Source organism: Caulobacter sp. 05T431 (assembly GCF_056665975.1).
This window is the reverse complement of sequence record NZ_JBFTKU010000016.1, coordinates 22,541-44,536: the sequence shown is the minus strand read 5'-3', so window position 1 is coordinate 44,536 and position 21,996 is coordinate 22,541. Positions and strand designations below refer to the sequence as shown.

The following is a 21,996-nucleotide window of genomic DNA, read 5'->3' as shown; positions in this document are numbered from 1 at the left end:
GGCGTCCGACCTAGCCGGTCAGGCTAGATCAGCAGCAAGGACCGCCGTTGCAGCAGGCCGCGCCGAGGGCGCAGCAGGCTTGGACGGCTTTCGTCACGGCCTCGGGCGCGGCGGCGTAGACGGCCGTGGCCGAGACCAGCAGCATCAGCGCCGCGGTGGAGAAGATACGTTTCATGATGAGTTTCCGATTTTCAGATTGAGGAATGATCGTCTGAAGTCGGAAGTCACCGTGGAGGGGGCAGGTCCGGCGCCAGGGCCCGTCCCGGCGGCATGGCCGCGGGTTCGGGCGCGATGGCCGGGGCGTCGCGACAGACGGGCTCCGACAGGGCGGGCGCACGGGCGACGATGACCTGGCAGGCGACCACGCAGGTCTGCGGGCAGGTCGACTTGTCGATATCGCGGCACGGCGCGTCGGGGCAGCAGTCCATGGGCGCGGCCATGGCCGGCGCCAGCGGCGCGGCGACCAGCAGCAGGGCGCCCAGCAGCGCCACGCTCCAGGCCAGCCAGCTCGACAGGATGGACATCCGCGCCATGGCCCAGTTCTAGGCCGGGGCGCGGGCTTTGCGAAGTCGGATCATCCCTTAAGGGACGATCAGGCCGCCACGGCCTCGTCGGTCCCCACCTCGCGCGGCGGGGCGTTGAACACCGCCTCGTCCAGGATGCCCTCACGCTTGGCGACGATGGTCGGGACCAGGGCCTGGCCGGCGACGTTCACAGCGGTGCGGCCCATGTCGAGGATCGGGTCGATGGCCAGCAGCAGGCCCACGCCTTCCAGCGGCAGGCCCAGGGTCGACAGCGTCAGGGTCAGCATGACCACCGCCCCGGTCAGGCCCGCCGTCGCCGCCGAACCCAGCACCGAGACGAAGACGATCAGGCCGTAGTCGGTCAGCTGCAGCGGCAGGTGGTAGAACTGGGCGATGAAGATCGCCGCCACGGCCGGATAGATCGCCGCGCAGCCGTCCATCTTGGTGGTCGCGCCCAGCGGCACGGCGAAGGCGGCGTAGGCGCGCGGCACGCCCAGGCGGGTCTCGGTCAGGCTCTCGGTCACCGGCAGGGTCCCGATCGACGAGCGCGACACGAAACCCAGCTGGATGGCCGGCCAGGCGCCGGCGAAGAACCGCAGCGGGTTCAGGCCGTTCAGCGCCAGGATGGTCGGATAGACCACGAACAGCACCAGGGCGAGACCGATGTAGATCGCGCCCGCGAAGGCGCCCAGCTGGCCCAGGGTGGTCCAGCCGTATTGGGCCACGGCGTTGCCCAGTAGGCCGACGGTGCCGACCGGCGTCAGGCGGATCACCCACCACAGCACCTTGCGCACCACGGCCAGGGCCGAGGCGTTGAAGGCCAGGAAGCCCTCGCCCGCCGGCCCGACCTTGATCGCCGCGACGCCCGCCACCAGGGCTAGGACCAGGATCTGCAGCACGTTGAACGAGGCCGTGGTCGTGGCCGCGCCGTCCGTGATCTTGGTCGAGGCCTGCAGGCCCAGGATGTTGGAGGGAACCAGGCCCGTCAGGAAGTCCAGCCACGAGCCCGTCGTGCGCGGCGCGTGGGCGGCCGCCAGGTCGACCACCGCGTGCTCGCCCGGCCGCAGGATCAGGCCCAGGGCGATGCCGATGGCCACGGCGATCAGGGCGGTGATCGCGAACCACAGCAGGGTGCGCCAGACCAGGCGCGCGGCGTTCTGCAGCTCGCGCAGATTGGCGATGCTGGCGACGATGGCGGTGAACACCAGCGGCGGCACCAGCACGCGCAGCAGTTGGACGAAGATCGACCCCACCTGGTGCAAGGTCTCGGCCAGGCCGTAGCCGGGCTGGCCCTCGGCCGGTCCCAGCGAGCGGGCCAGCAGGCCTAGTCCCAGGCCCACGACCATGGCGACAAGCACCTGGACGCCGAAGTTGCCGATGAAGCCGCCGGCCTTCTTGGACGCCGGCGAAGGAGAAGTCTGGACCTGAGCCATCTGGATCCTCGCGAAGGCCCGGTCCGGGCCTTCCAGCATAACGTGACAAGGCCCGGCGGGATCAAACCGCGCGGGCCATCTTGCCCTTGGTTCTGGCGCCGCCGGGTGGAAACGCCCAACCAGAATTCGTCGAGGCGGGATCAATGCATCTGGATCGATCAGGTTCGCGCAAGACGGCGCCCGGCGTCGGCGTGTCACATGGTCAACGCCCCGGCGGCCGCTCTAGAAAGGACGCGGTCGCAGCCTCCAGTACCCCAGGGATTCCCATGAGCTTGTCCTTCCTCATCGGCGCCATCATCGGCTCCGGCGCCTTCATCCTGCTGGGCCGCGCCCCTGCGCAGAAGCTGGTCGAGGCCGTTCAGGCCCGCATCGGCAAACCGCGCTGACCGCGATCGGAAGCAACGCGCGAACAGCCCGAAAGTCTTCGTGACGTTTTCACGCCTGAACACGCAGGCGTGTCGGAACGAAAGTCTTGGCGAACGCCTTTATTCCGCATCGGCGCGCGGCTCGCACGCCTTTTGATGCCAAGGAGGCGTACATGTCTATTCTTGCGTGGATCGTGCTCGGCCTCGTGGCCGGTTTCATCGCCAGCAAGCTCGTAAGCCGCACCGGCGGCAGCTTGGTGGTGGACCTGGTGCTCGGGATCGTCGGCGCCGTCGTGGGCGGTTTCCTGTTCAACCAGTTCGGCTCCGCCGGGGTCACCGGTCTGAACCTCTACAGCCTGCTGGTCGCTGTGATCGGCGCGGTCGTCGTCCTGGCGATCTATCACGCCTTCACCGGCCGCCGAGCGCTCTAGCGCTTCGCACCGCGAACGGAAACAGCGCCTTCGGCCCAGCCGGAGGCGCTTTTCTTTGGCCTGTACTTCTGGACGAAAACTCAGGCCTCGACCGCCTGGGCCAGCATCTTCAGCGCCACGCGCAGGCATTCGATGCGCAGCGGGCCACGGCCGATGTCGCCGAGCCGGACCTGACGATGATGGGTGTAGCCGCCGCGGCGGGCGCAGGCGAAATGCACCAGGCCCGCGGGCCGCTCCGGGTCGCCGACGTCCTCGGCCCAGCCGGTGATCGAGACCGCCACGTCAGCGTTCGACCGCCGGATCGCGCCGTCGGCCATGGCGATCGCTGTCGGCTGCGACACCGCCCCGCCGTGCGGCAGGAATGATCGCGGCACCTCCAGCAGCTCGACCTTGGCGTCATCGCTATAGACCACGAAGCCCCGCTCGAACGCGTGCGAACATCCCGGCACGTCGGTGAGCAGGGAGGCCAGAAGACCTCCCGTGCAGCTCTCCGCCGTGGCCAGGGTCAGCCCGCGCGCGCAGGCGGCCTCAAGGACCGCCCGAGTCAGTTCGTCGATGTCCGACGGCAGGATCGGATCAAGCACCTCGGCCATGGGCCCTCCGAAGGCGGGGAAGGCCCGAAGACCCTCCCCCGTGACGTCAGTTCGGCTGTTTGCCGCCCAGTTCGGCCATCAGTTCTTCCTTGCGGGCCTTCATGCGCTTGCCCATCGCCTCGAGGTCCTCGTCGCCCTTCTTGGCCTGGGCGAAGATGCCGCCGGGCTGTTCCTCTTCCTTGACGTGGTGCTTGATGTACTCGCCCAGCACCTTGACCTTGGCGTCGTAATATTCGTCGCCCGGCCGCATCGCCTCGATCTCGGCGATCAGCTTCTTGGCGCCGTCGTGCTCGACATAGGCCTCGTCCAGCATGTCGTCCTCGACCTCGCCGCGCTCCTCCGGATAGAGGATCTCCTCCTCGATCTGGGTGTGGACCTTGAGGGCCAGGGCGATCTTGTTGAACAGGGCCAGCTTCTCGCTGTCCTCTTCCAGCTGCTCGTACTCGTCGAACCAGCCTTCGACCTCGCGGTGATCGGCCTTGAGAAGCGTGATGGCCAGCGGGTCGCGGCGGCCGGTGCGGCGCGTGCGGCGGGGCTTGGCGGATTTGGTCGATGAGCTCTTGGCGGAAGTCGCCATGGTGTCTCTCCCTGAAGGCTGGATCGCCTTGGTCAGCGGAGCACAAACACTTCGCATCCAGAGATGTTCCGGAACCCGGGAGGTCACCGTGCAGTATTGTGGGACACGTCGACTTCTCGACAAACAGTATTCAGAACCACTCTCAACTAGCGGCGACCGCGCATGAAAAAGCCCGGGCGCGAACGCCCGGGCCTCTCCAGTCCGGTGCGAGGCGGAGACCTAGTGGCCGCCGGCCACCGCGTCTTCCTGGATCTGGTGCACGGTCGCGCTCTTGGCGGCGAACGAGAACCACAGGACGTACAGGTAGCAGACCAGCGGCACGATGAAGGCCAGCGAGCGGGCTCCCACCGGGAAGTGGTGGATGAACGCATCGACGGTGGCGCCGTACAGGATCGAGATGAACCCGCCGCCGCAGATGGCCATGCACATCAGGCCCGAGGTCGCCGAGGCCGGGGCCGACGAGCGTTCCAGGGTGATCGTGAAGATGGTCGGGAACATGATCGAGTTGAACAGGCCGATCAGGATCGCCGCGACGCCCGGGATGAAGCCGGTGGTCAGCGGCGCGGCGAACGTGCCCGAGTCGCTGGGCAGGTGGACCACGCCGCCGAGCGCCGTCGCCGGCATGTGGTAGGTGGCGATCACGACGCCGCACAGCAGGGCCGCGCCGGTGGCGACGATCGCCAGCATGGTCGTGGCCTTGACGTAGCGCAGCAGCACCGAACCGCCGAAGCGGCCGAACATCGCGAACAGCATGAAGACCGGGCCGACGAAGCCCGCGACCTGGGACGGCACGTTCAGGATCTGCTTCTGCTCGAGGAAGAAGATCATGCCCGAGATCACGCAGACCTCGGCGCCGACATAGAGGAAGATGCCCAGCGCGCCGAGATTGGCCCACTTCGAACCGAAGGCCTTGAACGGCGACTCCACGTGCTGGGCCATCTTCGGCGCGTGGTGGGTGATGGTGTTGCGGACCAGGAAGACCGCCAGGGTGAACAGGGCGAAGACCACCGCCAGCATCAGATAGACGTTGGTCACGAAGCCCAGGCCCGTGTCCTTCATCGCCTGGGTGATCTCGGTGTTCTGCAGGAACAGGTCACCCTTCAGCAGGAACTTCGCGCCGAAGATCCCGCCCAGGAAGGCGCCCATCGAGTTGAAGGCCTGCGAGAGGTTGAGGCGGAAGTGCGAACCCTTGGGATCGCCCATCGAGGCGATCAGCGGGTTGGCCGCCACCTGCAGCAGGGTGATGCCCGAGGCGGCCACGAACAGGCCCAGCAGCACGGTGATGAAGTTGTGCGAGAAGGTCGTCGACCAGGCGATCAGGCAGCCGGCGACGATGCCGACCAGGCCCAGCACGATCGACTTGGCGTAGCCGTTCTTGGCCAGATAGGCGGCCGACGGGATCGACATCACGCCATAGGCGATGAAGAACGCGAATTGGTTCAGCTGCGTCTCGAAGTCCGTCAGCGTGTAGATGACCTTCATGCTCTTCACGAGCGGGTCGATCAGATTGGTGACGAACGCCCAGATGAAGAACAGCGCCGTGACGTAGACGACGGCCAGGATCAGGCCGCCTCCCCCGGTCTTGGGCGCCGCTCCGGTCGTCGGAGCCTGCGCCGCACCCATACCTGCCATGTTGTTTCACTCCCTGTCCGACGTTGCGGGACGCGCCATCCACCTCAACGGTGACAACGTTGTCAAGCGTCGAGGGCGAAATCGGCCCGCTTCAAGCTACCGCCAGGGAACCGATCGCCCGATTCGACGGTTGATCGGAAAACTCCGACAAATCCCCGTCCATGGGAAGACCGTGATGTCGATGATCGCCATTCTGCTGACGTCGGGCCTTGTGACCGTGATCGCCGTGATCGGTCTGGCCGACGCCTTCACCCACTTCCTGTGCTGGACCGCGCGCTCGCTGAAGGAGCCCGAAGCGGTGCGCGCCGCCAGCCCGTCGGCGGACGCGGCCCGGCGCCGGCGGATGGTCGCCTAGGCGGCCTTGCGGCTGGCCTTCGGCGCGCTGGAGACGTCCCAGACGTCGTGAGCGGCTTCGCCCGCCAGGATGTTCTCGGCGGTCAGCAGTCCGCTGAGCGTGGCGTGATCGCGTTCGCCGTCGCGGTGCAGGCCGTTGCGGCCCGCCAGGTGCAGGCTGGGGAACTGCATCTTCAGGTCCAGGCGGATCATGGCCCGGTGCTCGGCGCACTCCTCGTCCTCGATCGGCAGCACCTTGCGCTGGCGGATCACGCGGGCGTCGCGGACGGCGGTCGGGTCCATCAACCCCATCACGGCGGCCTCGCGCCAGGCCAGGGCCACCAGGTCGGCGTCGCTGGCYGTCCACAGGCCGTCGCCCTCGAAGCAGAAATATTCCAGGCCCAGGCAGCTGGCCGCATCGCCCTCCGGCGCCATGGCCGGCGACCAGGCGCGGTAGTTCTGCACCCGGCCGACCTGCAGGTCGGTGTCGTGGACGTCGATAGCGGTCTCGCGCAGCGGCTGGCGCGTGCGGCCCACCAGAGCCACCGTGATCTGGTCGCGGTACATCAGCTCGCCGGCGTGGAACAGGCTGATCGGCGTCGGCCGCAGCATGCCCATCAGTTCGCGCAGCGGGGCGGTCGAGACCACGTGGTCGGCGGTGCGGACCTCGTGCGCGCCGTCATCGCGCAGGATCGTCACCGTCCACAGCTTGGCGGCGGCGTCGAACTTCAGGGTCTCCACGCGGCGGCCCAGCGTGACCTCGCCGCCCAGGGCCGCGATCTTGTCCGCGCAGGCCCGCCACACCGCGCCGGCGCCCTCGCGCGGATAGCGCAGGCTGGCGCTCGGCTTGCGAGCCTTGGCGCTGCCAGCCGGCGTCTGGTCGCTGATCAGGCCCGACACCTTCTCGGCGAAGGGGCGGAACAGCATCGTCGACAGCCGCGCCCCGACCCGGTTGCGGATCTCGTCGGCGAACGTGCGGGGCGACTTGATCGGGCGGATCTTGGCCAGGCCGAACGAGGCCAGGCACGCCGCCCCGCCGCGCAGGCCCAGATGGGCCAGGGCTTCCAGGGTCTTCAGCGGATAGGCGTAGAAGCGCTCGCGGTGATAGATGCGCGCCGCGCGCGGCCGCTCGACGAAGCCGTCCGGCAGCAGTTCGGACCACAGGTCCAGCACCCGCGGGGACGCCGAGGCGTAGGCCGCGCCGCCCAGGTCGATCCGGAAGCCGTGATGCTCGATCGTGCGGCTGGCGCCGCCGACCGCGTGAGGGTCCATCTCCAGCACGGCGACGTCGCGCCCCGCCTTGGCCAGGACATAGGCGGCGGTCAGGCCGGCCGGCCCGGCCCCGATCACCAAGGTTTCGACGTGCTGCCCCATGACGCGATGATCCCCGTTCGAGGACCATGGTCGCGCGATAAGGTTAAAGCCGCCCCGCCGGACGTGGTGAACCGGCCTTAAACTTCAGCATGGGGCGCTATGCCGCGCCCCCGCCTCCTACGCCAGTTGATCGCCGATCGGCAGGGTGCGGATGCGCTTGCCGGTCGCCGCGAAGATCGCGTTGACCAGGGCGGCGGGCGACGGCGGCAGGGCCGGCTCGCCCAGGCCGGTCGGTGGGTTGTCGCTGAGCACGAAGTGCACCTCGACGTCCGGCGCGTCGGCCAGGCGCAGCATCGGGAAGTCGCCGAAATTGCTCTGGGTCACGGCGCCGTTCTCGATGGTGATCTCCTGGGCCAGGGCGCCGCCGATCCCGTCGATGACCGAGCCCTGCACCTGCTGCTCGGCGCCGTTCGGATTGACGATCTGCTTGCCCACGTCGACCGCCGCCCAGGCCTTGCGGACGCTCGCCTTGCCGTCGGCGACCGCCACCTCCATGACCACCGCCACATAGCCCCGGTGGCTGTAGTGGCAGGCCACGCCCAGGCCGACGCCCTTGTCGGTCTTGCGCCCCCAGCCCGAGACCTCGGCGGCCTTGTCGAGCACGGCGCGCATGCGGCCGGTGTGAAAGCTGTCGCCCTTGCCCGGCTCGCCGATCAGGCGCGGCGCGCCCAGCAGCTTGCGACGGAATTCGACCGGATCGGCGCCGGCGGCGTAGGCCACCTCGTCGATGAAGCCCTGATAGACGAAGCCGTAGGCGTTGTTGCCCGGGGCCCGCAGCCAGCCGGTCGGCACGCCCAGCGGCATCACCGAGACGTCCTGAGCGTAGTTGTCGACCGCCCCGTACGGGAACTGCGTGCCGCCGATATTGGCGGCGCGGGCGAACTTCGTCCCCTCGCCGAAGGTGACGAAGTGGTTGCGCCAGGCGGTCAACCCGCCCTGGGCGTCCAGCCCCGCCGTCAGTCGGTGGTAGCCGGCGGGACGGTAGAAGTCGTGCTGCATGTCGTCCTCGCGGGTCCACAGCAACTTGACCGGCGCCCCGACCGTCTTGGAGATCCACGCCGCCTCGACCATGAAGTCGTTCATCAGCCGCCGGCCGAAGCCGCCGCCGCTGCGGGTGAAGTGAATGGTGATGTCCTCGGGCTTGATCCCCAGGGTCTTGGCGACCAGTTCGCGACCGTCCTCGGGGTTCTGGGCCGGGGCCCAGATCTCGACCTTGCCGTCCTTGAAGCTGGCCGTGCAGTTCTGCGGCTCCAGGGTGGCGTGGGCGTTGAACGGATAGCTGTAGTCGGCCTTGACCACCTTGGCCGCGCCCTTCAGGGCGGCGTCCACGTCGCCGACCGTCTTGAGAGTGCGGTGCGGCGGCTGGCCGTGCAGCTCGGCAGCCTTGGCGATGAAGCCGGCGCTGCCCTGGGCGCTGGTCGGATGCTCGGCCCAGGTGACCTCCAGGGCGTTGCGGCCCTTGCGCGCCTGCCACCAGGTGTCGGCTACCACGACCACGCCGCCCAGCAGGCCTTCCAGTTCGGTCCCGCCGTCCACCACGAAGACGTGGCGCACGCCCTTGACCGCCTTGGCCGGTGCCAGGTCGACCTTGGCCACCTTGGCGGCGAACACTGGGGCCTTCAGGAAGGTGGCGTACAGCATGCCCGGCACGCGCACGTCGATGCCGTACAGCGGCTTGCCGGTGACGATGGCCGGGGTGTCGGACTGCGGCTGGGCCTTGCCGATAATCCGATAGGCCTTTGGGTCCTTCAGGTTCAGGGTCTTGGGATCGGGCGGGGCCAGGCCGGCGGCGGCCTGGGCCAGTTCGCCGTAGGAGGCGCGGCGCTTGCCGGCCTTGTCGACCACGAAGCCCGGCTCGGTCGTCAGGCTCGCGGCCGGGACGTTCCAGCGCTGGGCGGCGGCCTGGATCAGCAGGGCCCGGCCCACCGCGCCGACCTGGCGCATCGGCTCCCAGTCGTCAGGGGTGGAGGTGCTGCCGCCGGCCGACTGCTCGCCGAACACCTTGGCGTCGATCGGGGCCTGCTCGATGCGGACGGCCGACCAGTCGACATCCAGTTCCTCGGCGATCAGCATCGGCATCGAGGTCTTGATCCCCTGCCCGATCTCCGGCCGCTTGGCGGCGATGGTCACCACCCCGTCCGGCGCGATGCGCACGAAGGCGTTGAACGGATTGGCGGTCGCTTCGCCCTGCGCCCGGACCAGGCCCGGCAGGCTGAACGACAGCAGCAGGCCGCCGCCGGCCGCCGCGCCGGTCTTCAGGAACAGGCGGCGGGAAGGGTTCTCCAGGATCGCGTCCATGCTCACGCCTCCACCTGGCCCGAGGCCGCCTTGATGGCCTTGCGGATGCGGATGTAGGTGGCGCAGCGGCAGAGGTTGCCGTTCATGGCCGCGTCGATCTCGTCGTCGGAGGGCTTGGGCGCGGCGGCCAGCAGGGCCGTGGCCGACATGATCTGGCCGGCCTGGCAGTAGCCGCACTGGGGCACGTCGATGGCCTTCCAGGCCTCCTGGACCTTGGCCCCGACCGGGTTCGCGCCGATCCCCTCGATCGTGGTCACCGCCTTGGCGCCCACCCGGGCCAGCGAGGTGACGCACGAGCGCATGGCCACGCCGTCGATGTGCACGGTGCAGGCCCCGCACTGGGCCACGCCGCAGCCGTACTTGGTTCCCACCAGTCCCAGGACGTCGCGCAGCACCCACAGCAGGGGCGTGTCGGGCTCGGCGTCCACCGTGTGGACCTGACCGTTGACCTTCAGGCTTGTCGACATGCCGCTACTCCCAAACCGACGCGGCGGCAGAGTGCCAAAGGCTTGGGGCCGCGACCAGAGGCCGCGTCGCCCACAAAACTGTCATAAAACCGTCACGTGGAGCTTGAACACGGCCGCCTTCCGTGGTTCCGCTCCGCGCTTCCGGACGTTCCGTACAAGGACGTGCGCCAAATTTCACGCTTCGAACAGAGGATGAAGCGACCATGCTGGGCTTGTTCCGGGCCGTCATGCCCAAGGAAGACCGCTTCTTCGAGCTGTTCGCGCAGCACGCCGCCACCCTGGTGGCCGGCGCCAAGGCCCTGCGGGACCTGATGGAGGGCGGCGACGGCGTCGAGGCCGCCAGCGCCCGCGTCTACCAGCACGAGGAAGAAGCCGACGAGATCACCCGCCAGGTGATGGGCGCGATCCGCCGCAGCTTCATCACCCCGTTCGACCGCAGCGACATCCAGGACCTGACCACCTCGCTGGACGACGCCATCGACCAGATGCGCAAGACCGCCAAGGTCGTCAGCCTGTTCGAGGTCAAGACCTTCGAGCCGCAGATGCGCGAGATGGCCGCCATCATCGTCCAGGCCGCCGAGCTGACCGTGGAGGCGGTGGCCCTGCTGCCCGACATGCGCAAGAACGCCCATCGCCTGACCGAACTGGCCGTCAAGGTGACCCAGATCGAGGAACAAGCCGACCAGATGTACGACCAGGGCCGCAAGGCGCTGTTCCTGGCCCATCGCAACGGCGACCCGATGACCTTCATCGTCGGCGTCGACATCTACAGCCACCTGGAGAAGGTGGTCGACCGCTTCGAGGACGTGGCCAACCGCATCAGCGGCATCGTGGTCGAGCAGGTCTAGTGGACCCGACCTTCCTCATCCTGGTCGTGCTCGTGGTCGTGGCCCTGGGCTTCGACTTCCTGAACGGCCTGCACGACGCGGCCAATTCGATCGCCACCATCGTCTCGACGCGCGTGCTGTCGGCGAAGTGGGCGGTGCTGTGGGCGGCGTTCTTCAACTTCATCGCCTTCGCGGTGTTCGGCACCAGCGTGGCCAAGATGGTGGGGGCCGGGATCATCGACCCGCACATCATCACCGACCGGCTGATCTTCGGGGCCCTGATGGGCGCGATCGCCTGGAACCTGATCACCTGGTGGGCCGGCATCCCCTCGTCCAGCTCGCACGCCCTGATCGGCGGCCTGGTCGGGGCGTCGGTCGCCAAGGTCGGCGGCCTGGGCGCGGTGCAGTGGGCGGGCCTGGGCAAGACCGCCGCGGCGATCGTGGTCTCGCCGACCCTGGGCTTCCTCCTGGCCCTGCTGCTGGTGCTGGTCGTCTCGTGGACCTTCGTGAAGAGCTCGCCGTTCTTCGCCGACCGCGTGTTCCGCAAGGCCCAGTTCGTCTCGGCGGCCCTCTACTCGCTGGGCCACGGCGGCAACGACGCCCAGAAGACCATGGGCATCATCGCCGCCCTGCTGTTCGCCCACGGCATGAGCGACCAGCCGGGGCACATCCCGTTCTGGGTGGTCATCTCGTGCCAGACCGCCATGGCCCTGGGCACGCTGTTCGGCGGCTGGCGCATCGTCCACACCATGGGCAGCAAAATCACGCGCCTGACCCCGATGCAGGGCTTCTGCGCTGAAACCGGCGGCGCCATTACGTTGTTCTTCTTCACGCACCTTGGCGTTCCGGTCTCGACGACTCACACGATCACGGGCGCTATTGTCGGCGTCGGCGCCTCGCGTCGGGTTTCGGCCGTCCGTTGGGGCGTGGCCAAGAGCATCGTGACCGCCTGGATCGTCACCCTGCCCGCGGCCGGCCTGGTCGCGGCGGCGTTCTATTATCTCGGGTTCTGGATGAAGTGACCGACACGGCGGGCGGGAAGCAGGGGGGCAAGTCCGGACAGCGGCGACGTCAGGTCGCCGCCCTGCCCTGGCGTGTCGACGCCGCCGCCGGCCTGCAGGTCCTGCTGGTGTCCTCCCGCGAGACCCGCCGCTGGGTGATCCCCAAGGGCTGGCCCATGAAGGGCAAGACCAACGCCCAGGCCGCCGCCCAGGAAGCCTACGAGGAAGCGGGCCTCGACGGCCGGATCGAGGCCGAGCCGATCGGCGAATATCCCTATCTGAAGCGCCTCAAGAGCGGCACGGCCCGACCGGTGACCGTCGACGTCTATCCGTTGGAGGTCACCGGCGAGCACGCGACGTGGCCCGAGAAGGGTCAGCGCACCCTGCGCTGGATGCCGCCGGTCGAGGCCGCGCTGGCGGTGCAGGAGCCGGAGCTGCGCGACCTGATCGCCCGCTTCGCCAAGGTCGACCTGCCCGCCGAGGAGCGTCCCGCCCCCGCCCCGGCCCCCACGCCCCTGCGCGTGGCCCTCACCCGCCTGCGCCGGCGGATCACGGTGGCCTGGGGACGTCGTCGCCGCTGGCTCTGACGGCCGCCCTGGGAACAAGCTGGGGATAACTCGACAAGCGGCTTCGCATTCACTATGTTCTCGTTACGTTCCGAACGAGAATCGCCATGCAGCTGTCCCTCGACCTGTCGACCTCGCCGCTGGAAGCCATGCGCGACGGGCTGATCAAGACCTTCGGGCCGCAGCGACCCACCCGGCGGCTCGACCCGGTGTCGCAGCTGGTCAAGTCGTCGATCAGCGGTCGCACCAAGGACGCCGTGTCCTGGGCCGTCTACCACCGCCTCAAGGAGCGCTTCGCCACCTGGGAGGAACTGGCCGAGACGCCCGACGCCGAGGTCCAGGCGCTGATCAAGGACGTCACCTTCCCGGATGAGAAGGCCCGCCACCTGCCCCACGCCCTGCGGCTGATCCAGGTGCGCAGCGGCTGGAGGCTGTCGCTGGACCACCTGGCCGAGCTGGAGCTGGACAGCGCCCGCTGGTGGCTGCAGGGCCTGCCGGGCGTGGGGGTCAAGGTCGCGGCGTCGGTGCTGAACTTCAGCCCCCTGAACATGCGGGCCCTGGTGGTCGACACCCATGTCCACCGCGTCGCGACGCGACTGGGCCTGATCCCCGCCGGTTACGACACCGCCCACGCCTATCGCGCCCTTATGGACCTGGTCCCCGACAGCTGGACCGCCGAGGACCTGTACGAGCTGCACTGGCTGATGAAGGGCCTTGGGCAGCTGCTGTGCTCGCATCACGCGCCGAGGTGCGGGGCGTGCGCGCTGAAGGGGACGTGCCCCCGGGTGGGCGTGGAGCGGAGCGCCGACATCCTGGCCTGGCGGCCGAGAGCCTAGCGCTCTCTCCCGGAGGGAGAGGGTTTCCGGTGAACCTCCGCCGTTCCCGCACGCTCTCCACGCATGCCCCATGACATCCGTATCGGCACGGCCGGTTGGAGCTTCCCGCGAACCGTGGAGGGCTTTCCCGCCGAGGGGACGGGCCTCGAACGCTACGCAGCCGTCTTCAACGCCGTCGAGATCAACTCGTCCTTCTACCGGCCCCACCAGCGCAAGACCTACGAGCGCTGGGCGGCCTCGACGCCCGGGGGTTTCCGGTTCGCGGTGAAGGTCATCCGCACGATCACCCACGAGCGGAAGCTGGTCGATTGCGCCGAACCCCTGGCCCGGTTCCTCGACGAGTGCGGCGGCCTGGGCGGCAAGCTCGGCCCGCTGCTGATCCAGCTGCCGCCCAGCCTGAGGTTCGATGCCCGCATCGTGGAGCCCTTCCTCACGAACTGGCGCAAAGCGACGATGGCCGCGACGGTGCTGGAGCCGCGACACGCGACCTGGTTCGACGGGCCGGCCGAGGCGCTCCTGCGGACCTTCGAGATCGCCCGGGTCGCCGCCGATCCGGCCGTGGTCCCGGCGGCCGCCGAGCCCGGCGGTTGGCCCGGCCTGACCTATCGCCGGCTGCACGGCTCGCCGGCGATGTATGCGACGTCCTACGACGATGGACGATTGGAGCCCCTGGCCGCGCGGATCGCCGGCGAGACTAAGGCGGCCCAGGCCTGGTGCGTCTTCGACAACACCCAGTTCGGCGCGGCGACCACCGACGCCCTGAAGCTGATGCGGCTTATCTCGCCCCGGCCAGCTCGGTGAAGGTCTTGGTCCCGATCGGATAGCGGCGCCAGTCGTTGAAGTCGAAGTGCCACCACTCTTCGGGATAGACGGTGAAGCCCTCGGCCTCCATGGCCTGGCGCAGGACCGCCCGTCGCGCCCGCTGCGCCGTCGTGCCGCCCACGAAGTCGGCATAGGAGCGGGTCGAGAACTCGTCGTAGCGACCCGGCATCTCGACGGCCTTGCCGGTCTTCAGGTCGTACAGCGTCAGGTCCACCGCGCAGCCGCGGTTGTGGCGCGAGCCCTCGGCCGGATCGGCGACGAAGGCGTGGTCCTCGGGCGGGGTGGCCTCCCAGAACATCCAGGTGACGTACCAGGGCCGGTAGGCGTCGTGGATCAGCAAGCCGTAGCCCTGGGCCGCCAGCGCCTTGTGCGCCCGCCCCACCGCTTCCGCGGCCGGACGCTGCATGAAGGCGGCCGGGCGCTCGTAGAGCGGGATGCCCATGAAGTTGTCCGGACCGGCGTACCAGATGTCCAGCTTGATCCCCGGATCGACGGTCGTGACGTCGACCAGGTCGGACGGCAGGCGCTGGCCCGTCTCGACCGGCGGCGTCGCGGCCAGGGCCCGTTTGCGCAGGGCGACCGGATCGGCGCGCACGACCTTGTGGATCGCCTCGCGCGTCTCGGCCCCGAAGTCGTGGAAGGCCAGGAGCTTGCCGTCCAGGCGCACCCCGCCCTTCTCCAGCACCAGCTCGCCGCCGCCCGCCACGGCGTACCGACCACCGCCCGAAGGCGTCAGCCGCGCCGACTTGAAGCCCGCGCCGTCGATGAACAGCGCGCCCTCCTTCTCGAACACGGTCAGGGGCGCGGCCTTGTCGCCGTACTGGCCGATGGCGGCCCATTCAGCCTTGGCCAAGGAAACCGATCGCGCCCAGGCCGGCCAGGCCGCGAGGGCGGCGGCGATGGACAGGAAGGATCGTCGAACCATGCCGCTCATCATCGCCGCCCCCTTGGCGTTCACTACTTCATCGTCGGGATGACGAAGGCGCTGTCCTCGACCTCGCCTTCCGGCCACCGCGCGGTGATCGTCTTGACCTTGGTGTAGAACTTCACGCCCTCGACGCCGTGCTGATTGGTGTCGCCGAACGCGCTGCGCTTCCAGCCGCCGAAGGTGTGGTAGGCCACCGGCACCGGGATCGGCACATTGATCCCGACCATGCCGACATTGACCCGCGCCGCGAACTCGCGGGCCGCCCGGCCGTTTCGGGTGAAGATGGCGACGCCGTTGCCGTACTGGTGCTCGGACGGCAGGGCCAGGGCCTCCTCGAAGCTCTCGGCGCGGACGATCTGCAGCACCGGGCCGAAAATCTCTTCCTGATAGGTCTTCATGCCCTTCTTGACGCCGTCGAACATCGACGGGCCGATGAAGAAGCCCTTCTCGAAGCCCTGCAGGGCGAAGTCGCGGCCGTCGACCACCAGCTCGGCGCCCTCGTCGACGCCGATCTTGATGTAGTCGGCGATCTTGGCGCGGTGGGCCGCGCTGACCACCGGGCCGTAGTGGGCGGCGGCGTCGGTGGAGACGCCGACCTTCAGGGTCTCGATCTCGGCGACCATCCGCTCGCGCAGTTCGTCGCCGGTCTTCTTGCCCACCGGGACGACCACCGGCAGGGCCATGCAGCGCTCGCCGGCCGAGCCGAAGGCCGCGCCCGACAGGTCCTTGACCACCTGGTGCAGGTCGGCGTCGGGCAGGACGATGCCGTGGTTCTTGGCTCCGCCCATGGCCTGGACGCGTTTCCCGTGCGCCGTGCCGGTCTGGTAGACGTAGTGGGCGATGTCGGACGAGCCGACGAAGCTGACGGCCTTGATGTCCGGATGGGTCAGGATGGCGTCGACGGCGCTCTTGTCGCCGTGCACCACGTTCAGCACCCCGGCGGGCGCGCCGGCCTCCATCATCAGCTCGGCCAGCTTGACCGGCACGGTCGGGTCCTTCTCCGACGGCTTGAGGATGAAGCTGTTGCCCACGGCGATGCTGATGCCGAACATCCACATCGGGATCATGGCCGGGAAGTTGAACGGGGTGATGCCCGCGCAGACGCCCAGCGGCTGGCGCATCGAATAGACGTCGATGCCGGGGCCCGCGCCTTCCGTGTACTCGCCCTTCAGGATGTGGGGGATGCCGCAAGCGAACTCGATGACTTCGAGACCGCGCTGGATGTCGCCCTTGGAGTCGGCGATCACCTTGCCGTGCTCGGACGACAGGATCTCGGCCAGGGCGTTCATGTCGCGCTCGATCAGGCGCTTGAACTCGAACATCACCCGGGCGCGGCGTTGCGGATTGGTGGCGGCCCAGCCGACTTGAGCCGCAGCGGCGGCCTGGACGGCGGCGTCCAGCTCGGCGTCGGTGGCCAGGGCCACGCGGGCCTGGACCTCGCCGGTGTTCGGATTGAACACATCGCCGAAGCGGCCGGAGGTCCCTTCCAGGGTCTGTCCGTTCACGAAATGGCTGATGGTCCGCATGATACGCTCCCTAGATCTTGTTTTGCGCGTCATTAGCACCCTAGGACCGGGCCGTATCGCGCAAATTCTCCCCACCACAAATCGTGATGAGAAAGGCTATTCCTCCACGTGCACGCGGCGGAACCGGCCCTGCAGATAGACCAGCGGCTCGTGGTCCGGATCATAGCGCAGCTTCACCACGCGCCCGACATAGACCCGGTGGTCGCCGGCGTCGAAGACCTGATGGGTCACGCATTCGAAATTGGCCATGCAGTCGGGCAGGATCGGGACGCCCGTGCCCCAGGTCTCGGTGTCGATGCCCGCGAAACGGTCACCGTCCTTCTGGACGAACTGGCGGGCCATGGCCTGCTGGTCGGCGTGCAGCACGTTGACCGTGAACCGCTCGGCCGCGTCCAGGGTGGGCAGGCTGCGCGAATTGAGGTCGACGCAGACTAGGGCCAGGGGCGGGTCCAGCGACACCGAAGTGAAGGAATTGGCGGTCAACCCCACGCGGCGGCCGTCCTCGCAGACCGTGGTGATCACCGTCACCCCTGTCGTGAAGCATCCGAAGGCGTGGCGCAGCGCCCGGGCGTCGTGCGCGCCCCCCTCGCCCAGTTCGATCGTGACCGGCTGACTCATTCCCCAAGCTGTGGGGCAAACCGGCGTTACGGGCAAGGGTTGGGAGGCCGGATCCTACCCCTGTGGGGCAGGACCACATTCCGCCGCCCGTCGGCGCAGCAGCGCCTCCTCCCGCCCGTTGCCCGCCAGCCCAGCGGCCGTCTCGAACGCCGCGCGGGCCTCCTCGAAGCGCCCCAGCTTGAACAGCAGGTCGCCGCGAACGGCGGGCAGCAGGTGGTAGGCCTTCAGGGCCGGCTCGTCGGCCAGGGCCTCGACCAGCGCCAGGCCGGCCGCCGGCCCCTGGGCCATGCCCACCGCCACGGCGCGGTTTAGCTGCACCACCGGCGACGGCGCCACGCGGGTCAGCTCGGCGTAGAGGGCGGCGATGCGCAGCCAGTCGGTGTCGGCCGCCGTCGGCGCCTGGGCGTGGCAGGCGATGATCGCCGCCTGCAGGGCGTAGAAGCCGCCCGCTCCGCCCAGGTCCTGCGCCCGTTTCAGCGCCTTCAGCCCCTGCTTGATCTGCAGCAGGTCCCAGAGGCCGCGATCCTKGTCCAGCATCAGCACCGGCTCGCCCGCCGCGTCGGTCCGCGCCGCCGTGCGCGAGGCGTTCAGCGCCATCAGGGCCAGCAGGCCGTGGACCTCGGGCTCGTCGGGGGCGACGGCGGTCAGCACCCGGCCCAGGCGCAGGGCCTCGTTGCACAGCTGCGGCCGCTGCCAGTCCTGGCCGCGCGTGGCGGTGTAGCCCTCGTTGAAGATCAGGTAGACCACCTCCAGCACCGAGGCCAGGCGCGCTGCGCGCTCGTCGCCGCGCGGGGTCTCGTAGGCCAGGCCGGACTCCGACAGGGTCCGTTTGGCCCGCACGATGCGCTGGGCGACCGCGCTCTCCGACTGCAGGAAGGCCCGGGCGATCTCGTCGGTCGTCAGGCCGCAGACCATCCTCAAGGCCAGGGCCGCCCGAGCCTCGCGCGACAGCAGCGGGTGGCAGGCGGTGAAGACCAGACGCAGCATCTCGTCGCCGATGTCGTCGTCCAAGGCGGAGTCGAGATCGGGCATGGCCTGCTGCTCATGCTCCAGCTCGCGGGCCACCATGCCGTGCTTGCGCTCCAGCATGGGGCCGCGCCGCAGGCGGTCCAGGGCCCGGCGCTTGGCCGTGGCCATCAGCCAGGCGCCCGGACGCTCGGGCACGCCGCTGGTCGGCCAGGTCTCGAGCGCGGCCACCAGGGCGTCCTGGGTCAGCTCCTCGGCCAGGGGCACGTCGCGCAGCATCCTCGCCAGGCTGGTGATCAGCCTGGGGTGCTCGACCCGCCAGACGGCGAGGACGGCGCGATGGGCGTCGGCGTCGCTCACGGACGCCGACGATGCAGGACCGAGTCCGGCCTCAATGCTCGATCATCGGGCGGATCTCGCACGTCCCTTCCCAGCCGGGCTGATGGTCCTTGTGCAGCTGGAGGAACTCGACCGCCGAGGCGACGGCCTCCTCCTTGCTGGCGAATTCGAACATCGCATAGCCGCCGATCACCTCCTTGGCCTCGACCATCGGGCCGTCCAGCACCGTGAACTTGCCGTCGGCGGACAGGGTGACGCGGGCGCCGGCGTCGATCGGCAGCAGACCGCCGCCGCCCAGCATCCGGCCGGCCTGGATCTCGCGGTTGGCCAGGGTGTTCATCGCCTCGACCAGCTCGGGCGTGGCTTCCGGCGGACCAGGGGGCTTGGTGACGATCAGGCACATGTAACGCATCGGGGACTCCTCGCTGAAGCGAACCGGGGGCGCCGTCGCCGCCGGACTGTGTCGCTATTGAAGACGACGAACCAGCCCCGAACGGATCGACAGGGTCGGTGGAGATTTTCAGGCCGCCGACGCCGCGCGACGCAGGGCCAGCGCCTGGCCCGCCCCGCGGACGTCGCATCGCCAGGCGGGCAGGATCAGCATGATCGCCCAGGCCTCCAGCTGGGAGGCGACGCCCACCGCGAAAGCGACCGGCAGCACCCAGCCGCCCGTCCCCGCGACCAGCAGCTGGGTCAGCAGCGCCCACAGGGCCAGGCCAAACAGCTTCGACAGCAGGTGGTGTGGCGAGGCCTCCTTGCGGAAGCGGACGAAGCTGATGGCGTGCCCGGTCAGTTCCATCACGGCCAGCACCGCGACCGGCGGCCAGAGCGCCGCGACCAGACCCGGGTGCAGGACCAGGACGGCGACGGTCGCGCACAACCAGAAAACCACGTCCGCGCGGCTGTCGAAGGTGCGCAGGCGATCGGTCACGCAGTCCAGCCGTCGGGCGATCACCCCGTCGAAGATGTCGGACAGGACGCCGACAGCCAGCAACGCCGCGCAGGCCCAGCGGGCCGGGAGACCGACCGCCAGGGCCAGGACGAGGATCGCCAGCCCGGCCGCGACGCGCAGGACGATCAGGCCGTAGGGAATGGCGCGCAGGGTCATGGGGTCAGACTAGGGCGGGAACGGCGCGCCGGTCCATGGCGGGAGCCGCGCGGCGCGACCCTGCATTGCAATCCGACGCGGGTACGTCCTAGCATGGCGCCAGGCCAGTCGCCGGGAGGATCGATCCCTGGACAAGACACGCGCCTCGTTCTCGCGCCTCGGCGCCGCGGCCCTGGTCTCGGCGGGCCTGCTGCTGTCGGCCGCCCCGGCGGTCCTGGCCGCGACCCCGCCTCCCACGCCCGAGGCGCTGCAGGCCCAGATCGACGCCATCAAGGCCAAGCTGCTCAAGCCCGACAAGGACGTGTGGGACAAGCTGACCGCGCTGTCGGGCCTGATCTCCGGCGTCGCGGTCGCGGGCATCGGGTTCTACGCGACCAATATCTACAACCGTCGGCAGACAGCGGCCGAGGAAGCGCGCAAGGCGGCCGAGGAAGGCCGCAAGGACCGCGAGATCCAGTTCGCCGAAGCCCAGACGGTCGAGAAGTTCATCGAGCACCTGGCCTCGACCGACGAGCAACGGCGCAAGGCGGCGCTGATCGCCATCTCGACGCTCGGCAATTCGAAGGTGGCCATCGACCTGGCCGAGGCCTTCAAGGGACCCGGGGCGACCAGCGCCCTGACCACGATCGCCGCGACCGCCCCGCCCGCCCAGGCCGAGCGCGCGGTGCTGGCGCTGCAGGACATCCTGCGCGACCTGAGCGGCCGGGTCGTGACGGTCGAAACGGTCACGAAGAAGGGCGAGCGCATCGGCATGGCCAACGGCCTGCTTCTGGACGCCGAAGGGCTGGTGGTGACGGCCGGGCACGTGCTGGTCGGCGCGGCGGGCGTCAAGGGCGCGACCTTCCGGATCGGCCTGACCCAGGGCGTGTCGGCGCCGGCCAAGGTGGTGCGCAAGGACGGCGTCCTCGACCTTGGCCTGTTGCGGATCAGCCAGGCGCTGACCTTGCCCCCGCTGGACCGAACGCCCTCGGACGCGGCGTTCGGCGAGCGCGTGGTGGTGGTCTGGGTCGATCCGCGCAACGGCTATGAGAGCAACCCGGTCCTGGAGGTCGGGCGCATGGCCGAGCCCGGCGTGCTGGGGGGCGACGGAGGGCCTTCGTACGCCGGCGTCATCGTCCGCGTGAACGCCGCCCCCGGCATGAGCGGCGCGCCGGCGGTCGACAGCGCCGGACGTCTGCTGGGCCTGGTCCAGGCCTCGGACCAACAGGGCCTCACGGTCTTGATCCCTGCCGAAGACGTCTTCGCCTTCGCGGCGAAGGCATGAAGCCGGGCTAACGCCTGGGCTCCGGCTTCCAGCACTTGGCCAGCCGCGCCTCGGTCGCCTCGCCCCATCGCTCGAGGTCTCCCGAATTGGACGACCATTCTACGGTGATCGGCGCGCCGTCGGGTTGGACCCCGTCCAGGCTCCAGACGGTCTGGATCGTGCCGTCGGCCGTGTAGGCGCGCGGCGGCGCATAGGGCGACAGGCCCAGGATCTGCAGCCGCTGCGGAGCCAGGCGCTCCAGGAGCGCCAGGCTGGTCACCAAGTCGGGGCAGCTGGCCGCGTCGGTCCAGGCGGGCCCTTCGGCGTCGCCGGCGACCCGTCTGGCCACCCAGCGGCCGCGCGGCGACTGGGGCCCCTGGATGTAGATGGACACCACGCTCCACGCCCCGGTCAGGCTGTGGAGCCGGGTGAACCCCGCCGTCGGCGGAAGACCGGCGAGCCTCTCGCTCCGGGCCTTGGCGGCCTCGCGCTCGAACACGCCGTCGGCGGCCCCGCAGGGCCAGGCGCAGGCCTGGGCCGCGAGAATCGCGGCGGCGGCGGAGGCCAAGGGTCTCAGCAAGGCTGTCCCGCGAGGTTCACTTCGGGTCCGTGCACGGCTTCGGTTCGGTTGCGGTGATCATAGACGAAGATGACCCAGGTCGGCCTCGGCCCCTCCGGCGGATAGGTGGCGGCGATGATGTACATCAGCAGCTTGGACCCGTCTCCGCCCGCCGCGGTGATATCCGCCCCCAACCGGTCATAGACCGAGTTCCAGTCGGCCGCGGACGGGATCAGCGTTCCGCCGGGGTGGTTGTGGATGATGCCGACGACGTCCTTCACGGCGATGCCCGTGAAGTTGTACGGCGCGGAGCCGGTCCCTATGGCGCCGGTTCCCAGGGCGCCGACGGCGACGCCGGCCCCGGACTTGTAGAGCACCGCCGACTGCTCCCGGTGGCCCAGTTGCTCGCCACGCCCCTTGGCGGCCTGGTCAAAGCGCCGTTTCGCCTCAGCCGCCGCCGCGTCGGTGTTCCATTCCAAGCGCTCGTCCTCGGCCTCGGGCGGGCGGCCGGGAAAGGGTTTCGTGGTGTCCGTGCGGCGTTGGCCGACGGCGGCGATCGGCCCAACGCGTGGAGGGTCGTCCGGCATGGGTTACTCCTCTCATCAAACGACCCGAGAATACACAACCCAA

General features: G+C 69.4%; 25 protein-coding genes. 8 read left to right on the top strand and 17 right to left on the bottom strand.

What is annotated here, in order from left to right; all coding sequences use genetic code 11:
* Positions 1-28: 28 nt before the first annotated feature.
* The 3 genes from AC1U89_RS15455 to AC1U89_RS15445 are packed head-to-tail and all read right to left on the bottom strand — an operon-like array spanning position 29 to position 1,957.
* Positions 29-175 carry a hypothetical protein gene (locus AC1U89_RS15455; RefSeq protein ID WP_479900578.1) on the bottom strand — a complete coding sequence of 49 codons (147 nt, stop codon included), beginning with the start codon at positions 173-175 and terminating at the stop codon, positions 29-31.
* A gap of 49 nt (positions 176-224) precedes the next feature.
* Entirely contained in the window at positions 225-533 is a 309-nt protein-coding gene (locus AC1U89_RS15450; protein ID WP_479900577.1) for a hypothetical protein, read from the bottom strand.
* A gap of 59 nt (positions 534-592) precedes the next feature.
* Positions 593-1,957, bottom strand: a complete 1,365-nt coding sequence (locus tag AC1U89_RS15445) for a dicarboxylate/amino acid:cation symporter (RefSeq protein ID WP_479900576.1) — start codon at positions 1,955-1,957, stop codon at positions 593-595.
* A 538-nt stretch (positions 1,958-2,495) separates the two neighbouring features.
* Between AC1U89_RS15445 and AC1U89_RS15440 the strand changes: the two genes are divergently transcribed.
* Entirely contained in the window at positions 2,496-2,753 is a 258-nt protein-coding gene (locus AC1U89_RS15440; protein ID WP_028040338.1) for a GlsB/YeaQ/YmgE family stress response membrane protein, read from the top strand.
* 80 nt (positions 2,754-2,833) lie between these two features.
* Here the strand turns inward: AC1U89_RS15440 and AC1U89_RS15435 are convergent, their stop codons facing one another.
* The 3 genes from AC1U89_RS15435 to AC1U89_RS15425 all read right to left on the bottom strand — a co-directional run bounded on the left by AC1U89_RS15435 (position 2,834) and on the right by AC1U89_RS15425 (position 5,555).
* Positions 2,834-3,346 carry a CinA family protein gene (locus AC1U89_RS15435; protein WP_479900575.1) on the bottom strand — a complete coding sequence of 171 codons (513 nt, stop codon included), beginning with the start codon at positions 3,344-3,346 and terminating at the stop codon, positions 2,834-2,836.
* Positions 3,347-3,392: 46 nt separating this feature from the next.
* Positions 3,393-3,923 carry a hemerythrin domain-containing protein gene (locus AC1U89_RS15430; RefSeq protein WP_479900574.1) on the bottom strand — a complete coding sequence of 177 codons (531 nt, stop codon included), beginning with the start codon at positions 3,921-3,923 and terminating at the stop codon, positions 3,393-3,395.
* A gap of 219 nt (positions 3,924-4,142) precedes the next feature.
* Positions 4,143-5,555, bottom strand: coding sequence for an MFS transporter (locus AC1U89_RS15425; protein ID WP_479900573.1), 1,413 nt, complete (start codon positions 5,553-5,555; stop codon positions 4,143-4,145).
* Positions 5,556-5,736: 181 nt separating this feature from the next.
* On the opposite strand from AC1U89_RS15425, the gene AC1U89_RS15420 reads away from it, so the two are divergent.
* The gene (locus AC1U89_RS15420) at positions 5,737-5,910 is read left to right on the top strand and encodes a hypothetical protein (RefSeq protein ID WP_479900572.1); all 174 of its coding nucleotides are present in this window, start codon (positions 5,737-5,739) and stop codon (positions 5,908-5,910) included.
* On the opposite strand, the gene AC1U89_RS15415 is transcribed toward AC1U89_RS15420, so the two are convergent.
* The 3 genes from AC1U89_RS15415 to AC1U89_RS15405 all read right to left on the bottom strand — a co-directional run bounded on the left by AC1U89_RS15415 (position 5,907) and on the right by AC1U89_RS15405 (position 10,027).
* A complete protein-coding gene (locus tag AC1U89_RS15415; protein ID WP_479900571.1) occupies positions 5,907-7,262 on the bottom strand; it encodes an FAD-dependent oxidoreductase in 1,356 nt (451 codons plus the stop codon). The genes AC1U89_RS15420 and AC1U89_RS15415 overlap by 4 nt on opposite strands.
* 117 nt (positions 7,263-7,379) lie before the next feature.
* Positions 7,380-9,560, bottom strand: coding sequence for a xanthine dehydrogenase family protein molybdopterin-binding subunit (locus AC1U89_RS15410; protein ID WP_479900570.1), 2,181 nt, complete (start codon positions 9,558-9,560; stop codon positions 7,380-7,382).
* Between the two features lie 2 nt (positions 9,561-9,562).
* The gene (locus AC1U89_RS15405; RefSeq protein ID WP_479900569.1) at positions 9,563-10,027 is read right to left on the bottom strand and encodes a (2Fe-2S)-binding protein; all 465 of its coding nucleotides are present in this window, start codon (positions 10,025-10,027) and stop codon (positions 9,563-9,565) included.
* Positions 10,028-10,230: 203 nt separating this feature from the next.
* Between AC1U89_RS15405 and AC1U89_RS15400 the strand changes: the two genes are divergently transcribed.
* The 5 genes from AC1U89_RS15400 to AC1U89_RS15380 all read left to right on the top strand — a co-directional run bounded on the left by AC1U89_RS15400 (position 10,231) and on the right by AC1U89_RS15380 (position 14,058).
* Entirely contained in the window at positions 10,231-10,875 is a 645-nt protein-coding gene (locus tag AC1U89_RS15400; RefSeq protein WP_479900568.1) for a DUF47 domain-containing protein, read from the top strand.
* On the top strand, positions 10,875-11,876 hold the full coding sequence (locus AC1U89_RS15395) for an inorganic phosphate transporter (protein WP_029916047.1): 1,002 nt from the start codon (positions 10,875-10,877) through the stop codon (positions 11,874-11,876). Before AC1U89_RS15400 ends, AC1U89_RS15395 begins: the two co-directional genes overlap by 1 nt.
* Positions 11,873-12,442 (top strand): NUDIX hydrolase, encoded by a 570-nt coding sequence (locus tag AC1U89_RS15390; RefSeq protein WP_479900567.1) that lies wholly within the window; start codon positions 11,873-11,875, stop codon positions 12,440-12,442. Before AC1U89_RS15395 ends, AC1U89_RS15390 begins: the two co-directional genes overlap by 4 nt.
* 86 nt (positions 12,443-12,528) lie before the next feature.
* Positions 12,529-13,257, top strand: coding sequence for an endonuclease III domain-containing protein (locus tag AC1U89_RS15385; protein ID WP_479900566.1), 729 nt, complete (start codon positions 12,529-12,531; stop codon positions 13,255-13,257).
* A 63-nt stretch (positions 13,258-13,320) separates the two neighbouring features.
* On the top strand, positions 13,321-14,058 hold the full coding sequence (locus tag AC1U89_RS15380; RefSeq protein WP_479900565.1) for a DUF72 domain-containing protein: 738 nt from the start codon (positions 13,321-13,323) through the stop codon (positions 14,056-14,058).
* On the opposite strand, the gene AC1U89_RS15375 is transcribed toward AC1U89_RS15380, so the two are convergent.
* The 6 genes from AC1U89_RS15375 to AC1U89_RS15350 all read right to left on the bottom strand — a co-directional run bounded on the left by AC1U89_RS15375 (position 14,033) and on the right by AC1U89_RS15350 (position 19,564).
* A complete protein-coding gene (locus AC1U89_RS15375) occupies positions 14,033-15,013 on the bottom strand; it encodes a M15 family metallopeptidase (RefSeq protein ID WP_479900672.1) in 981 nt (326 codons plus the stop codon). The two genes, AC1U89_RS15380 and AC1U89_RS15375, sit on opposite strands and share 26 nt — an antisense overlap.
* A gap of 23 nt (positions 15,014-15,036) precedes the next feature.
* Positions 15,037-16,533, bottom strand: a complete 1,497-nt coding sequence (locus AC1U89_RS15370) for a CoA-acylating methylmalonate-semialdehyde dehydrogenase (RefSeq protein ID WP_479900564.1) — start codon at positions 16,531-16,533, stop codon at positions 15,037-15,039.
* A gap of 96 nt (positions 16,534-16,629) precedes the next feature.
* Complete coding sequence (locus tag AC1U89_RS15365) at positions 16,630-17,151, bottom strand: flavin reductase family protein (protein WP_479900563.1); 522 nt, start codon at positions 17,149-17,151, stop codon at positions 16,630-16,632.
* A 54-nt stretch (positions 17,152-17,205) separates the two neighbouring features.
* Positions 17,206-18,477 (bottom strand): RNA polymerase sigma factor, encoded by a 1,272-nt coding sequence (locus AC1U89_RS15360; RefSeq protein WP_479900562.1) that lies wholly within the window; start codon positions 18,475-18,477, stop codon positions 17,206-17,208.
* 31 nt (positions 18,478-18,508) lie between these two features.
* Positions 18,509-18,868 carry a YciI family protein gene (locus AC1U89_RS15355; protein ID WP_479900561.1) on the bottom strand — a complete coding sequence of 120 codons (360 nt, stop codon included), beginning with the start codon at positions 18,866-18,868 and terminating at the stop codon, positions 18,509-18,511.
* Positions 18,869-18,976: 108 nt separating this feature from the next.
* The gene (locus AC1U89_RS15350; RefSeq protein ID WP_479900560.1) at positions 18,977-19,564 is read right to left on the bottom strand and encodes a CDP-alcohol phosphatidyltransferase family protein; all 588 of its coding nucleotides are present in this window, start codon (positions 19,562-19,564) and stop codon (positions 18,977-18,979) included.
* A 301-nt stretch (positions 19,565-19,865) separates the two neighbouring features.
* Here AC1U89_RS15350 and AC1U89_RS15345 point away from each other — a divergent pair, with 301 nt between their 5' ends.
* Positions 19,866-20,828: a S1 family peptidase gene (locus AC1U89_RS15345; protein WP_479900559.1), complete on the top strand. Its 963-nt coding sequence runs from the start codon at positions 19,866-19,868 to the stop codon at positions 20,826-20,828.
* A 7-nt stretch (positions 20,829-20,835) separates the two neighbouring features.
* Here AC1U89_RS15345 and AC1U89_RS15340 read toward each other — a convergent pair whose 3' ends face one another.
* Both AC1U89_RS15340 and AC1U89_RS15335 read right to left on the bottom strand, forming a co-directional pair.
* A complete protein-coding gene (locus tag AC1U89_RS15340; protein ID WP_479900558.1) occupies positions 20,836-21,387 on the bottom strand; it encodes a hypothetical protein in 552 nt (183 codons plus the stop codon).
* On the bottom strand, positions 21,381-21,953 hold the full coding sequence (locus tag AC1U89_RS15335) for a hypothetical protein (RefSeq protein ID WP_479900557.1): 573 nt from the start codon (positions 21,951-21,953) through the stop codon (positions 21,381-21,383). Before AC1U89_RS15335 ends, AC1U89_RS15340 begins: the two co-directional genes overlap by 7 nt.
* Positions 21,954-21,996: the final 43 nt, after the last annotated feature.

Bases quoted from the DNA above. Each gene is read 5' to 3' on its own strand.
- AC1U89_RS15455 (WP_479900578.1), bottom strand. From the start codon at position 175: ATGAAACGTATCTTCTCCACCGCGGCGCTGATGCTGCTGGTCTCGGCC.
- AC1U89_RS15450 (WP_479900577.1), bottom strand. From the start codon at position 533: ATGGCGCGGATGTCCATCCTGTCGAGCTGGCTGGCCTGGAGCGTGGCG.
- AC1U89_RS15445 (WP_479900576.1), bottom strand. From the start codon at position 1,957: ATGGCTCAGGTCCAGACTTCTCCTTCGCCGGCGTCCAAGAAGGCCGGC.
- AC1U89_RS15440 (WP_028040338.1), top strand. From the start codon at position 2,496: ATGTCTATTCTTGCGTGGATCGTGCTCGGCCTCGTGGCCGGTTTCATC.
- AC1U89_RS15435 (WP_479900575.1), bottom strand. From the start codon at position 3,346: ATGGCCGAGGTGCTTGATCCGATCCTGCCGTCGGACATCGACGAACTG.
- AC1U89_RS15430 (WP_479900574.1), bottom strand. From the start codon at position 3,923: ATGGCGACTTCCGCCAAGAGCTCATCGACCAAATCCGCCAAGCCCCGC.
- AC1U89_RS15425 (WP_479900573.1), bottom strand. From the start codon at position 5,555: ATGGCAGGTATGGGTGCGGCGCAGGCTCCGACGACCGGAGCGGCGCCC.
- AC1U89_RS15420 (WP_479900572.1), top strand. From the start codon at position 5,737: ATGATCGCCATTCTGCTGACGTCGGGCCTTGTGACCGTGATCGCCGTG.
- AC1U89_RS15410 (WP_479900570.1), bottom strand. From the start codon at position 9,560: ATGGACGCGATCCTGGAGAACCCTTCCCGCCGCCTGTTCCTGAAGACC.
- AC1U89_RS15405 (WP_479900569.1), bottom strand. From the start codon at position 10,027: ATGTCGACAAGCCTGAAGGTCAACGGTCAGGTCCACACGGTGGACGCC.
- AC1U89_RS15400 (WP_479900568.1), top strand. From the start codon at position 10,231: ATGCTGGGCTTGTTCCGGGCCGTCATGCCCAAGGAAGACCGCTTCTTC.
- AC1U89_RS15385 (WP_479900566.1), top strand. From the start codon at position 12,529: ATGCAGCTGTCCCTCGACCTGTCGACCTCGCCGCTGGAAGCCATGCGC.
- AC1U89_RS15380 (WP_479900565.1), top strand. From the start codon at position 13,321: ATGCCCCATGACATCCGTATCGGCACGGCCGGTTGGAGCTTCCCGCGA.
- AC1U89_RS15375 (WP_479900672.1), bottom strand. From the start codon at position 15,013: ATGAGCGGCATGGTTCGACGATCCTTCCTGTCCATCGCCGCCGCCCTC.
- AC1U89_RS15370 (WP_479900564.1), bottom strand. From the start codon at position 16,533: ATGCGGACCATCAGCCATTTCGTGAACGGACAGACCCTGGAAGGGACC.
- AC1U89_RS15365 (WP_479900563.1), bottom strand. From the start codon at position 17,151: ATGAGTCAGCCGGTCACGATCGAACTGGGCGAGGGGGGCGCGCACGAC.
- AC1U89_RS15355 (WP_479900561.1), bottom strand. From the start codon at position 18,868: ATGCGTTACATGTGCCTGATCGTCACCAAGCCCCCTGGTCCGCCGGAA.
- AC1U89_RS15350 (WP_479900560.1), bottom strand. From the start codon at position 19,564: ATGACCCTGCGCGCCATTCCCTACGGCCTGATCGTCCTGCGCGTCGCG.
- AC1U89_RS15335 (WP_479900557.1), bottom strand. From the start codon at position 21,953: ATGCCGGACGACCCTCCACGCGTTGGGCCGATCGCCGCCGTCGGCCAA.